The sequence below is a fragment of the Chitinophaga sp. W2I13 genome (assembly GCF_050434005.1).
Taxonomy (GTDB): Bacteria; Bacteroidota; Bacteroidia; order Chitinophagales; family Chitinophagaceae; genus Chitinophaga.
This window is the reverse complement of sequence record NZ_JBNPWD010000001.1, coordinates 4,322,626-4,336,831: the sequence shown is the minus strand read 5'-3', so window position 1 is coordinate 4,336,831 and position 14,206 is coordinate 4,322,626. Positions and strand designations below refer to the sequence as shown.

Sequence of the window (14,206 nt, the reverse complement as noted above, 5' to 3'; positions counted from 1 at the left end):
GATCCGGAAGAAATTTAATTCTTCCATTGTTCACGTTGATACTAAAGATTTTGGCTAATTGACTATTAAACTGGAATCAAGGTAAATAATAAAATCGGAAAATTATACGGGCGCGGTAAAAAAATTAAAAGCCCCGGTAAAGGATACCGGAGCTTTGTTTTCATGGGGGTTTCAGTAGATAGCCTATAATTTAAAGAAGATCTTCTTTTTAAACAGCCAGTAGCACAGGCCCCATTCCAGCGCCAGTACTGCAAAGGCGGATAATATTTCCCGGATGCTTTCCGGGATTCCGGCCAGCGCGGTAAATCCTTTTACAAAGATGCCGGTGGTGGGATTTACCCATTGAGCGCCTACCGTTTCAAAGAAGAGGTAAATAAAAATAGCGTTCATACCCACTACGGTGGCTATCCAGGCGTAACGCACGTTTTGTTTTACATCTATAATCCAATACAGCACGGCCATTACCAGCATTACCCATCCCCCGGAAGCCAGTGTAAAAGAGGCAGTGGCAATCCGTTTGATGATCGGCGTGATGCCTGCCAGGTCCAGTCCGAACCCGGTGACAAGCCCTATCAGCCCTGCGATCACCAGGATCTTTATTTTCTGCGCCCGCGGCCGGTCGCTGATCAGTAACTTCCCGGCCAGCGCGCCCCAGATGGTATGCGCGGCGGTGGGGATAAAGTTAATGGTCACCCATCCGTCAGGGTTGATCTTACCCATCAGCACAGTATCCATAAAAGCTCCGAAGTTATGACCTTGTATAAATGGCTCTTCGAAACCGGGCAATAAAACAAACCGGTACATTAAATCAGTTGCCAGCAACAGTAAAAGGCTTATGGCCAGCTGGAAACCAAAGGAACGGCGTATGATAAGGTAAGCGATCAGGGTGGTTACAGATAACTGCGTGAGCACATTCCATAACTCCCATACTAACCTTCCTGCATATACGCAATGGAGGGCAGTACCAAATATAAACAACTTTAAACAACGCAGGGCAATATGCCGGAAATTTTGTGACCAGGTAATACCCTTTTGCGTTTTATAATAGTAAGAGATGAACATCGCAGCACCGGCCATTGTCATAAAAGCAGGTTGCACCAGGTCCCAGGCCCGTAGCCCGTTCCAGGGGTGGTGAAAAAACTGCGTTATTAGACTGCCGGCTACCCCCGTGGGGTGTAAATGTGCTATCGACTCATAGATGCGGGCGCTTTCTCCGGCCAGGAGAATCATAATAAGGCCACGCATCACATCCAGGGAAATCAATCGTTGACTGACATTGGTTGTTTGGCTCATTGTCCTGTTTGTAGGCTTAAATTAATAATTTATTCCGGCATATTTAATAAAAAAGCGGCAGCGCCTTCATCGGGGATGGTGCCCAGCTGTGTGGACCAATCGCTGGAAGTGGCCACCATGCCCAGCCGTATAGCCGTTCCCGTAAAGCCCTTTATTTTTGAGCGGTCCAGTTTTCCTTCAAAACGGATGGTCCCCCCTTCTTCTTTAATGGTGCCCATCGTAAAGAAATCCGTTCCTGATTGCACATCGAAACTGAAGCTGGTTTGCGGTCCGTTATGATAATACATCGCCATCGGGATAGGCGCCGTGTTCTGATTGAGCAGCAGCTGCCCCTCCAGCAATACATCGTAAGCCGCGCCGGTAAACAGGGAAGTGATCAGGCCCGTGGCGTCGCTGTTGTCGCTGTCGATATACACGTCGAAAATAGCGCCATCGGCCAGTTTACCGCTCATCTCTCCATAGAAATACATAAACTGTCCGTCGTAATCGAATTTCAGCTTTTTGAAAACGCCGCCTGCCGGACCGGCAGTGATCACATTCTGGCTGATGGTATCCCAGTCGGCCAGGCTGTTATCAGTGAGTTTCACCGGTGAGGTTTTGGAGATCCGGATCACGGTAGACCCTTCCGCAGTAACCCCTGCAGCGGAAGTGGCGTACAGGGTTGGCACATATTTACCCTTACCCTGGTAGGTATGCACCGGGCTTTGCTCGGTGGAATTAGTACCATCGCCGAAGTCCCATTTCCAGGAGGTAGCACCGGTAGTAGTGTTATTAAAAGATACCTGGTTCCCTTCTACTTCAATGGTATATACTACCAGCGGCGCCGGGTTGGTATCGTCTTTTTTACAGGCGGAAGCTGCGCACAGCAGCATAAATATATAGAGCAGTTGCTTTTGCATAATCAGGTGGTTTTAAGGATTCTGTACGCACAGTTTATTGGTTTCTATTTCATCGATGGGGATGTAATAGATGATCTTCGGATTATCAGGCTGCACTACCATGCCGGCATAACCGGAAGGATTTACTGCCGGGTTGATATCCGATTCTTTCAGGCCCGGTAAATGATAACCCCAGTAGGTTCTGTTCATGGGCTTCTTATTGCGGTACACATCATAGGCGCGGTGACCTTCAAAGGCGAGTTCCAGTCTCCTTTCCTTTAGCACCACATCCAGTGCGGTTTTCCCGGCAGGCAACTGTTGATGATACAATGCACCCGACAAGCCGCGGTTGGTGCGGATCATATCCAGGTCGTCGAGCGCCGCGGCTGTTTTGCCCGCTTTGGCTTCGGCTTCCGCCCTGTTCAGGTACATTTCCGCAAGGCGGAAAAGAATGGGTGAGCTCAGCGTAGGACTTCCCCCCTGACCAGAGAATTTGGAGATATAGTAGATATCGATGCCATTCTTTTGCTGCAATACGCCATTGTCATCTTTCAGGGGTATAATATATTTCCAGCGTACATCTTCCGGGTTAGCGGACATGGTATCCCTCAGCGACGCGGACGCAAATTCTTCTCCCCAGCCGGAGTTACCGTTGGAATAGATCATAGAGGCGATAGAACCAAACTTACCGTAGTCGTCCAGTTGCGTAAAGGCCACACAGAAAATGGTTTCAGTACCGGCGGCTGCGTTGGCAAACAGATCGGGATAAGTAGCGGAGGTAGCCAGTGAATAGCGGCCGGATGAAATTACCTGCGATGCGAAGTAAGTGGTGCTGTCATTGTTCCCTTCATACAGGTATGCCCTGGAAAGCAGTGCCCATGCCGCTTCGCGGGAAGCGTACTGTGATCCCCTGCTTTGCGACATCAGTTCCGCTCCTTTCCTGGCGTCTGCAATGATCTGTGCATATACTTCTCCTACGCTGGCCCGTGCCTTTTGTGCAGGATCGCTGGTAGAAGTACGCAGGATTACACCGGGAGCGCCGGGGTTCTGTGCGTATGGCATGGCGAATAATTTCACCAGGTTAAAATGACTGAAAGCTCGCAGAAAGTAGCATTCACCCAACATCTGTTGCGTGGTAGCATCAGGATTGGCCTGCTTTTCCACCGCTTCAATAACGGTGTTGGCGTCGTTGATAATTTTATAGGAGATATACCAGAAATAGCGTGTATTCGTTTGCGTTGGCGAGTGGCCAAGTGAGAAACTATAAAACAGGGGATCTTCTGTTGTTTGTCCGCATACAATATCATCGCTGGCAAAATCCGACAACTGGAAATACTGCCGCAGGTACATGTTGTTATCATCGGTGGTACCATTAAACGGCACGTGATCTTTCAGCAGTGAATATGCTCCGTTCACGGCATTTTTCAGCCCTTCGGGAGAACCTGTAATGGTTTCTGTGGTGAGGGCATCGCTTGGATTCACATCTTTCATACAACCTGTTTGCCATAACAACACAGGCAGTAGTATTAATATTATAATCGCTGATCTCATGACAGGCATTTTAGAATCTGAAATTAATGTTGAACAGGTACTGGCGGTTGTTGGGATACTTGAAATCCGAAACGCCCGGCATCACCTGTGATCCGGGTGTGATGGTAGTTTGCGGATCCTGTCCCAGGAAATTGGTGAACGTATGCACATTATCGGCGGTGAAGCCAACGGTTACACCATCGAGGCGCCACCTGTTTACCAATGCTTTTGGCAGTTCATAACTCAGACTGATGTTACGCAATGCCCAGAAACTGCCGTCTTTCAAAAAGCGTGTAGACGTTTGCGTGCTGTTGGCAGAATTCTGCGGACTGGGCTCCGTGGCATTGTCGCCGGGCTTTGCCCAGGTACTGCTGCCTTTGGGCAGGTTCACCTGGTTATAGTAAGGTTCGTTGCCATCATTTTCCACAAAGCGAAGGTTATTACTGTATACTTTGTTGCCGGAAAGGAAATAGATATTTGCGCTTAAAGAGATACCGCTATAGGTAAAGGTGTTGGTCATACCTCCCTGGAACCTTGGCAGTGCGGAGCCTACTTCCTGGTAGGTGGCGCTGGCATAATCTGAGGTAGATGACCTGCTGCCATCTTTATCCACCACTTCCCATAAAGGTGCACCGGTTTGTTTATCTACCCCTAACCACTTGGGCATATAAAATTCATACAGGTTACCGCCATTGCGGTAGATCTGTGAAATACTCCAGGTAGATTGTGTGTTAATGATACTGGCCGGGAATTTTTGCAGCTTGTTGGTGTTGAAGTTGATATTAAAATCGGTGCTCCATTGGAATTTCCGGCCGCGGATATTCACCGAGCTGATGCCCAGTTCCACACCGTTATTCACCAGTTCCCCTACGTTCTGCCACCGTGTTTCAAAGCCAACCGACAGTGGTTGTGATACCTGCAGCAGCAGGTTTTTGGTGATGTTGTTATACACATCCACACTCAGGTCAATGCGCTTAAACAACCCGATATCGATACCGCCGTTCCACTGGTATTTGCTTTCCCACGTGAGATCCGGGCTGGGCAGCTGTGATGGTGTTGCCGCTATTTGTCCGTTGTACTGACTAGCCAGTGAAAACAACGCCAGGTAGCGCGATGACCCTATGTCCTGTGTACCGGTAACGCCGTAACTGGCGCGGAGTTTCAGATTAGTGAACACCGCATTATCTTTCAGAAAATCTTCATTACTCATTAACCATGCGGCAGAAACAGATGGGAAAGATGCCCAGCGGTTACCGGATGGGAAATTGGAAGAGCCATCCACACGGAATGATCCTGTGAGGAAATATTTATCCAGGTAACTGTAGTTTACCTGTGAGATGAACGACTGTATAATGGCTTCATTGATACTACCATTTACGATCTGGCTGTTGGCTACTACGTTCAGCACTTTTAACCCGGCGGGCAGTCCTTTCCCGGAGGCGCCCAGCACGTCGGTATTGCTGCCTTCAAACGCCACGCCCGCGAGGCCGCTGATGCGGTGATCGCCCATACGGAAATCTACTTTCAGCAGGTTGTTGGAGATGTATCCATAGTTAAGTGTACTGAATTCACTGAGGTAACCGGTACTATGGTATTGCCCGGCCACATCCGGCGAATACCAGGTTTTATTTTTATTGTATCCCAGCGAAAGCCGGTTAGTACTGGTAAAGGTGAGCCAGTCGGTGATACCGATGTTAAGCCCCATGTCATAATTCACATCAAAATTTTTGTAGGGATGCTCTGAATTATTAATGGTGTGAATAGGATTTACCTTATCGCGTGACCACCATTTGAAGGGCGAGTTACCATCTACATACAATGCTTTACCGGAGCTGTCGTACGGGTTATCCCAGGGCATGTTGAGATAAGCATAATACATATCGTTGTAGTCGTATGTTTTACCAAAGGAGCCGCTGAGGTTGATGTTGTTGGTTAAGCTGATACGTTTAGTGAAGTGGTAGGTAGAATTGGCTCTCAGGTTTACGCGCTGGTAGTTGGTATTCATAAAAGTTCCTTTCTCGTTGTAGTAAGAGAGGCCCAGGTAGTAGTCTGATTTTTCCGACTTGCCACTGGCAGAGAGATATATGTTCTGCATGGGTGCACGTTGGAACATATCGGTTAACCAGTTGTAGTTCTGGTTGCGCAGGTCGAGCGGCCGCTCATTGTAAAATTTCAGCAGGTCTATTTTATAGGAGTTGTTGGAAGCGCCGGGAATATAGTCGCGGTAATATTCTTTCTGGCGTTCATACAATTCACTGCCGTTCATCATGTCCATGGTGCCAAAGTCGGGCGTGCGGAAGCCGGTGGTTACTTTTGCCTGGAACTGTATTTTACCCGAGGCGGCTCTTTTGGTGGTGATGATGATCACACCTGCGTTGGCCTGCGAGCCATACATGGCAGTGGCGCCGGCATCTTTAAGCACCGTTACGCTTTCAATATCGTTGGGGTCGTAGTTGCCGCCAATGATACCATCCACTACTACGAGCGGGCTTTGCGACGCGTTGACCGAAGAAATGCCGCGCATGCGAATTTCTGCCGCGGCGCCGGGCACTCCGGAACTGCTTACCACCTGGAGACCAGCTACTTTACCTTGCAGCATAGTACCTACGTCGTTGGTGGTAACGTCTTTCAGTTTTGCGGCGTCTACAACGGTAACGGCGCTGGTTAATTCGCTTTTCTTTTTATCGGAGTAGCCTACTACCACTACCTGGTCCAGCTGACTGTTGGCGGTTCGCAGGGTTACCTGCATGCCGTTGCGGGCGGGCAGTTCCTGTTTATCATAGCCGGTGAAAGTGAATACCAATATTTCGCCGGCGTTGGCGGCTACGGTGAATTGCCCGCCTGCATTAGTGGCGTTGCCCCTGCTGGTGCCTTTTACGATTACGGTAGCGCCGGGGAGCAGTGTGCCGTCAGGGCCACGTACTATACCGGTAATACGGCCAGTGGTATCCACTGGCGGTGGCGGGGGATCGGACTTTGGGCGGATAACGAATACGCCGTTGTTGATAGAAAACGTTACCGGCTGGTGTTGCAGGCATTGCTCCAATACCGATTGCACGGAGGCGCTGCTTACCTGTAAGGTAACCGGGGTGGTATTTTTGAGGGCGGATTCATTGTATACGATGGTAGCCCCCGATTGCAGGATTATTTCTGCAAATACTTTCTGTAACGGCATATTTTTCACAGAGAGGGTAACCTGTTGTGAAAAACTCCTGGCGCTTACATGTAGGCAGGCGATCAGGATAAGCCAGGTGGTCATTTTCATAACCCGCAAAATTTTGGTTAATAAAAGTCCCTTTGGGAGAAATGGTATCTCCTTAAATTTTAAATGCATACTTTTAATAAGGTTTAGAATTCTTAAATGATCGTCGCTGATCTTACAGGATGCTGAGCTGCTGCCGGGGGTGTGTCACCACCTCCGGCTTTTTTCATTGTTCAATGTGTTACTTCATATGCTTTTTTTACAGGTTTTACGGTAATACCACTACTTTATTTCCATCTGTTTTAAAGTGATTAGTTCCGTTTTCTTCTAACACGCGCAATACGGCTGACAAATTAAGATTCCGGCTGATTCCGCCACCATACAGTTCTTTACCGGGTGGGGACTGATACACAATTTCCACATCATACCAGCGGGCAATTTCCCGCAGTATGGTTGGCAGGTCCATATTATTAAATACAAAGAGTCCGTTTTTCCAGGCCATAATTTTATTGACGTCGGCATCGCGAACGGTGAGCTGGTGGCCTGACAGGGCCAGCACGGCCTGCTGACCGGGATGCAGGATCTTATCCTGTACTTTTATTTTTCCATCCACCAGGGTAGCGTTGATCGTAGGTTCATCGGGGTAGGCCATCATATCGAAGCGGGTGCCCAGCACCAGCACTTCCATTTCATTGGCCTGTACTTTAAAGGGTTGTGCGGCGTCGGCGGCAATTTCAAAGTAGGCTTGTCCTTGCAGGATCACTTTCCGTTCTGCTCCCTGGAAACTTGTAGGGTAACGCAGGGAAGTGGCGGAGTTGAGCCATACCCTGGTACCGTCCGGCAATACCAGCTGGAATTGGCCACCACGGGGCACGGTGAGGGTATTATACACCACTTCGCCGGTGGCATCACCTGCCTGGTAGGACAGTTGTCCTTTTTCTTTTTTAATGATGTTTGCGCCGCCTTGTTTACCGAGGGCGCCATTGGCTGCGTCATCGAGCGTGATAGTGCTGCCATCGGCCAGGGTAAGCATGGCTTTTTGGTTGGCCGGCGCTTTATCTGTTGCGGTGGCGTTATCCGCCATAATATTTTTTTGTGGAGATGGATACCGGTGCTGCCACCCTATTTTCCCGGCTACTGCTACCAGCGCCAGCAGGGCCGCGGCAGCGGCATAACGCCAGAAGGGGATCTTTTTCACTTTGGGCGCCTGCATCACTGGCTTCAACCTGTTCAGCAGCCGCTGTTCCAGCATCCGTCGGTCTTCCCCTGGCTCCACTGGCAGCTGCACTTCGCTATCGTCGAAGCTATCATACCACTCGTGAAGCGCTTCCACTTCTTCGGGTGAAGCATTGCCTTTCAGGTAACGTTGGATCAGGTCTTTTAGGTGCTGCATAATAACAGAGTACAGAAATTCTGCTGTTACCCTTAGTTGTTTTTAGATTTTTTTTCAGAAGAAGAAAGAAAGATAGGGATACACGTCTTTCAGGCGAACGCGCAGGTGTTTCAGGGCCTTTGTCAGATGGGCTTCCACCGTTTTTTCCGACAGTTGCAGCGCGGCGGCGATTTCTTTATTGCTGTACTGATCGCGGCGGCTGTATAAAAATACGAGGCGGCATTTTTCGGGGAGGTGGGCGATTTCCTGTCCCAGCCGCTCCTGGAGGCGGCAATAATCCAGGTGGTCCATATCGGGGTTTTGCACCAGTTGCTGCGCCATATCAGCCGTATCCAGCGGATGATCCGGCAATAAACGGCTGATCTGCCGGAACACGGCATACCGGGTAGCTGTAGCCAGGTACCCGGAAAGATGGCGGATATCCAGCTCCCCTTTTCGTACCCACAGGCTGGCCAGTACTTCCTGCACTACATCTTCCGCTGCAGCGCGGGTACGCAGGCGGTTGTATGCAATAGCATACAGTTTCTCCCAATAACGATGAAATATTTCGGTATACGCCGATTCATCGGATTGCCGTAGTCTTTGTAATAGCGCTATGTCACTTTGTTCCTCCACGTGTGGTAATTGGTTGATATCCGGGTGCGCTATAAAAATAAGTAAAATGCGGCGGATTTTGTCTTTCTCAGGATTACGCTGATTATACTGATTAGTTTGATTTTTACTTTTGGATTTTTTTTAGATTTTTAGATTAATAACATTAAGGGAGATAAAAGCGAATATATCCGCTTATATCTCCCTTAATCCTTTATAAAATCACAAAAGTAAAAATCAAACTAATCAGTATAATCAGCGTAATCCTGAGAAAGACAACCTCCGCGTGATCGCCGAAGGCGATCCTCGCTAGAGGGCGTGTACGCTCGCTCCCCAGCGGCGATCGGGCGAGGGGCCCATTTCCAGCTCCAGTGTACCGCCTTGCGTGAGTTGCTGGTGGGTGAAAAAGGGAGAGGTAAGTACTTCTCCGTTCAGGCGGGCGCTTTGGATATATTTATTGGTATCCGAACAGTGGTTGGCAATAATGGTGAAGCGGCGGTTTTCCGGAAGGGTAATGGTGATCCTGCTGAATATGGGGCTGCCGATGGTATAGATGGGGATACCGGGCGTAACGGGGTAAAAGCCCATAGAGGCAAACACTACAAAGGCGCTCATGCCGCCGCCATCTTCGTCGCCGGGGATGCCGAATACATTGTCTTTAAACCAGAGGTCCAGTAAAAAGCGGACGCGCTTCTGCGTTTTCCAGGGGGCGCCGGCATAATTATACAGCCAGGGAATGTGAAAGCCGGGTTCGTTGCCCATAGAAAATTGTCCCACGAGGCCAGTGGCATCTGGGAACTTGTGCCATAGTTCATAACGGGGCATGCCGGGATCTTTGCGGAACAGTTCATCCAACCTGGCTTCAAAACGTTTTTCGCCGCCCATTAAACTGATGAGCGCAGGGAGGTTATGTTGCACCTGCCAGAGATAGGTCCAGCCGTTGTTTTCATCGTAATAGTCGCGGCCACCAGGCCCGCCGTCGAAAGCGGGATCTATATTGATCCAGTTGCCGGCAGTATCTTTTGGCATAAAAAAGCCATTGCCTGGGTTCCAGAGGTGGCGGTAATTTTCGCCGCGCGCAGCAAACAGCCGGGCATCGGCATCCTGCTTTAATGCCGCTGCGAATTGCGACAAGGCCCAGTCATCGTAACTATGCCCTAACGTAACGGCTACCGCCTGCCGTTTTTCAAAAGGATGTACGGTGCTGACGGTTTCAGTGTCGCCGGGTGATAAAGCAGGATAATATCCGTGGGTGTAATAAAAAGAATCGAGCGGACCATTGGGTCCATTGCGCCAGGGCAGCATGGTAGCCATCAATGCGTTCTTCTTCATCCCGGCGTATGCTGTATCCGGGTCTGTTAACGGAATGCCTTTGCGCAGGGCATCGAGGAAAACAATGGTGCTGTGAAACCCGTTCATACAGGGATGATCGCCATACAACCGGGGAAAGGTCGGCATCCAGCCACTTTGCCGGTACATTTCCGTATAGGACTGCAGCATGTCGGCTTCCTGCTGCGGGTGGAGGATCATGCGAAGGGGATGCAGCGCCTGGTAGGTATCCCAGGTGGCGTCATCTACATAAAACGGGCGGGTAGTATGATTTACTTTTTTATTATACCCGCTGTAGTAAAGCGTATCTTCTGCGATATCCACCATCCGCTCGTAGCAGCGGTAAAGGGCTGTATAAAAAGAGCGGCGCTGCGCTGTGGTGCCCCCTTCTACCCTGATCTGATCGGTTATTTCCTTCCATCGCTGCTGAGCATTATTTTGTACTGCGGTGAAATTCCTGTTACCTATCTCCCGTTTAAAACTATTTTCCGCACTCGCCATGCTAACATAAGAAATGGCGTACTTCAGGGTAATGATGTTAGTGGTGGTATCGGGGAATGAAAGGTATTGCAGTGTATCCGTGAGCGTTATAACGTTAACGGGCGTATTAAATTCTCCATACAAGTATACCGGTACATCATCATGATAAAATGTTTGTGCAGTAAGGGAGGTTCCGTTGTGTGTGATACCCGGCGCTGTCGAGCAATAAATATTTCCGCATGCCGGCAGGATAGGTAAAACGATAGATCCCTGTTTTACTTCCTGGCGTAAACTCCACGGTGGTATTGCTTTCCAGCAAATCGGCGTGATAATACCAGGGGTGAATAATTTCCCGGTCGTAGGTTTGTTTTTGTTGCCAGGCGGCGGGTGTAAGTTTACCGGTGGCAGGTTGCACAACAAACAAAGGCCCGCTGTTGTGTGCGGCCACCTGCAACGGAAACCCGCTGACCTGATCATCGGTGTGATCTTTCCTCAACGGGTATACGCGGATCATTTGATTGGGCAGCTGCATCACAGGCCTGGTCGGCTGCAATAACGTGGAAATATTGCCGATAGTAGGGTCGATATACTGTTCTGTACTAATTTGCGGGTTGGTGCTGCAACCATATAGAAACAGTAAGGCGATTACCGGCAGGTAACAGAAAGGTGACTGCATAGAATGCCTGTTCATAACACGGGCCCGCATCAGCAGGCCCGTGTTGATAAAAAAGAGGTGATTATTTACGGTATTCCACCGTAGCCATTACGGGGAAGTGATCTGACGGCTCCCTGGCAATATATTTTGACATACGCACTTCTTTGGGGAAGTTGGCGTTTGCCTCAGGAGTGGCGCCCTCCGGGCGTTTGCTGCGATAGGTATCGGTAAGGATACCATAACGGCTCACTTTAAACTGTTTGGTCAGAAAAATATGATCGATACGGCTGTCCGTTTTGCTGTCGGTTTTAAAGCTGTTGAAGGTACCGTTCAGCGCGTAGCGGATGGCGGTGGTTTCATATGCGTCTTCCAAAACACCGGAGGTGTGCAGTACTGCATACGAATCACTGGTTTGGTCTACGTTGAAATCGCCGGTAAGGATCACCGGTTTGTTACCGGTCATCTCTTTTATTTTTGCAAGGATCAGTTTTGCACTTTCTGAGCGGGCAACCACACCCACATGATCCATGTGGAGGTTAAAGAAATAAAAGGTAAATCCTGTTTTAATTTCTTTAAACTCGCCCCAGGAGCAAATCCTGGGCAGCACAGCATCCCATCCTTTATTGGGCCGGTCGGTAATGGTGGACATCCAGAAATCACCTTTTTTCAGCAGTTTGAATTTCGATGTTTTATAGAAGATAGCTGAGTATTCTCCTTTTATTTTGCCATCGTCGCGGCCTATGCCGATATAATCGTAACCGGGCAGGCTGTTTTTCACATCTTCCAGCTGGTGGTATAAACATTCCTGGGTACCAAAAATGTCAAAGTCGTGGAACGCAATCAGCGAGGCGATCACCGGGAACCGCTGTTTCCAGCCATTGCCTGCAATGGAATCATCTTTGTTGTTATCATTGCGCATATTGTAGGTGGCTACATTAAACTTTTGCGCTTTTACTCCATAGGAGAAAATGACTACACAGGCCATTACCAGCATTACGCTTTTCTTCATCTGTTGTTATTTATACGGTTATCAATACTACTCTTCCCAGCCTGGATTCTGCAGCAGGTTTGGATTGAGCTGAAGGTCGTTGTAAGGAATGGGATACAGGTACTTGCGTTCCAGCCATTCTTTTGGCACGTTATCCAGCCAATGCAGTTCGCCGTAAGTGCCATGCGACAACTGCTGCGGATTTACTCCGCTACCCAGCTGAGGAGATACGTTGATATAGGTAACTCCCTTTACAGGATTGGCCGGCATCGTTTGATAGAAGCAAACATCCAATACGCCATCGCTGTCGAGATCCATCGGCACATTCAGCGCCGGCACGTACATACCGTTCCAGGATCCAGTGAGCAACGGCGCCTGTCTCCATCTTACCAGGTCATAAAAACGGAAGCCTTCCAGTACCAGCTCTATGCCTCTTTCCCGCCTGATTTCCAGCAGGGAAGGATCGGTAATATCGTTAAAATAATTGCTTTTTAAATAGCTATCAATGACCACCGGTTTACTGGCAATACCACCGGTAATACCGGCACGGGCACGCAGTGCGCCTACGGTTATTTTCCAGTCATCGTCGCTGAGCAGCTTCAGTTCTGCGCGGGCCTCCGCATAGTTCAGCAGGATTTCCGCATAGCGCATGAGGGTAATAGCGTTGATGTTGTTGGTACCATTATCGTAATAAGTGTCGTCCAGGCACCATTTAATAGGCATATAACCTGTATAGGTATACGAAAATACCGGCGGTGCAGACACCACAGTTCCGTTGCTGGTGCGCTTGTATCCCGGCGTGCGGATGGTTTGCTGGAGGCGGTTATCGCGGCCCAGTGTTTCTTTATTAAACGGCAGCGTATCATATCCCGGTGTGCTGGTAAAAGGCGTACCATCCACATTGAGATAAGTGTTCACAAATTTGCGGGTGAAGCTAAGCCGGGAGCCATAGGTTGCGCTGGTATACCACCAGTTGGCGTCGTTAAAGGCGCCGAGACTGGCATTAGCAATATTGGCCAGCATCACTTCGGCGGTAACCGGCGCCGTGCTGGTAAATAATTGCCGGTATGACGCCGTGGCGCCACCGATCTGGTTCAAACTAAACGCCTTACTATCGATCACCGTTTTAGCGGCGGCGGCAGCGGCGGTCAGGAGACTGTCGGCCCCACCCGCCAGGCCCAGCTGCGTCTGGTATTTGCGGAAGGTGCCTTCAAACAGGCATACGCGCGATTTAAATCCGTACACCACATTTTTAGTGATCTGGCTGCAGGTAGGATCATTGGTGAGCGTAATATTGGCAGCGGCGTAGTCCAGGTCGGCGATCACGGAGTCCATGATCTTTGTACGCGGATCACGGCCTGCATATAACGCGGGATCATCTACTTCAAAGGGTTTACCAATCCAGGGTACATTGCCGAAACGTTTTACTTTATCGAAGTAAAAGTATGCCCTGAAAAAACGGGCCAGTCCGAGGTAGTTATTTCTTATTGCTTCCGGTACGCGCTGATCAGTACAGTTGGCGATAAAATAATTGATGTTGCGCAAATTTTTCCAGTCCCATCCCGTGGCAGTCCTGGAAGTATATCCGCCCTGTCTTAAAAAATCGGGAACGGAATTCACGGCGCTGTAATCGGCCATTCCGTCTGCTTTATAGATATCATTGATACCGGGCAGTACGTCGTAGAAAGAGTTAGCATAGAGTTTCAGACCATCGGCACTTCCAAACACGGCGTCTTTAGTGGCGGTGGATACCGGTGATTGATCCAGGTTCTTTGCACAACCGGTCATAAACATCCCTGCTGCCAGTATCAATGCCGCCCTTTTCCGGAGTAATGCAGTTATATATTGTTGCATAGCTTTTCCTTTT

General features: G+C 49.3%; 10 protein-coding genes. All 10 read right to left on the bottom strand.

Annotated elements, in window-relative coordinates:
• Positions 1–183 precede the first annotated feature (183 nt).
• The gene (locus tag QFZ48_RS18090; RefSeq protein WP_429063144.1) at positions 184–1,293 is read right to left on the bottom strand and encodes an acyltransferase family protein; all 1,110 of its coding nucleotides are present in this window, start codon (positions 1,291–1,293) and stop codon (positions 184–186) included.
• Positions 1,294–1,322: 29 nt separating this feature from the next.
• Positions 1,323–2,192: a PKD domain-containing protein gene (locus QFZ48_RS18085; RefSeq protein ID WP_370908249.1), complete on the bottom strand. Its 870-nt coding sequence runs from the start codon at positions 2,190–2,192 to the stop codon at positions 1,323–1,325.
• Between the two features lie 12 nt (positions 2,193–2,204).
• Positions 2,205–3,722 carry a RagB/SusD family nutrient uptake outer membrane protein gene (locus QFZ48_RS18080; RefSeq protein WP_429050671.1) on the bottom strand — a complete coding sequence of 506 codons (1,518 nt, stop codon included), beginning with the start codon at positions 3,720–3,722 and terminating at the stop codon, positions 2,205–2,207.
• A 10-nt stretch (positions 3,723–3,732) separates the two neighbouring features.
• Positions 3,733–6,966 carry a TonB-dependent receptor gene (locus tag QFZ48_RS18075; RefSeq protein WP_429063143.1) on the bottom strand — a complete coding sequence of 1,078 codons (3,234 nt, stop codon included), beginning with the start codon at positions 6,964–6,966 and terminating at the stop codon, positions 3,733–3,735.
• A 205-nt stretch (positions 6,967–7,171) separates the two neighbouring features.
• Positions 7,172–8,296, bottom strand: a complete 1,125-nt coding sequence (locus QFZ48_RS18070; protein WP_429050673.1) for a FecR family protein — start codon at positions 8,294–8,296, stop codon at positions 7,172–7,174.
• Between the two features lie 54 nt (positions 8,297–8,350).
• Positions 8,351–8,911 (bottom strand): RNA polymerase sigma factor, encoded by a 561-nt coding sequence (locus QFZ48_RS18065; RefSeq protein ID WP_429050674.1) that lies wholly within the window; start codon positions 8,909–8,911, stop codon positions 8,351–8,353.
• A gap of 285 nt (positions 8,912–9,196) precedes the next feature.
• Complete coding sequence (locus QFZ48_RS18060) at positions 9,197–10,840, bottom strand: glycoside hydrolase family 92 protein (RefSeq protein ID WP_429063142.1); 1,644 nt, start codon at positions 10,838–10,840, stop codon at positions 9,197–9,199.
• Between the two features lie 16 nt (positions 10,841–10,856).
• A complete protein-coding gene (locus tag QFZ48_RS18055; RefSeq protein ID WP_429063141.1) occupies positions 10,857–11,372 on the bottom strand; it encodes a hypothetical protein in 516 nt (171 codons plus the stop codon).
• A 61-nt stretch (positions 11,373–11,433) separates the two neighbouring features.
• Entirely contained in the window at positions 11,434–12,360 is a 927-nt protein-coding gene (locus QFZ48_RS18050; protein WP_429063140.1) for an endonuclease/exonuclease/phosphatase family protein, read from the bottom strand.
• 27 nt (positions 12,361–12,387) lie between these two features.
• The gene (locus QFZ48_RS18045; protein ID WP_429050677.1) at positions 12,388–14,193 is read right to left on the bottom strand and encodes a RagB/SusD family nutrient uptake outer membrane protein; all 1,806 of its coding nucleotides are present in this window, start codon (positions 14,191–14,193) and stop codon (positions 12,388–12,390) included.
• Positions 14,194–14,206 lie beyond the last annotated feature (13 nt).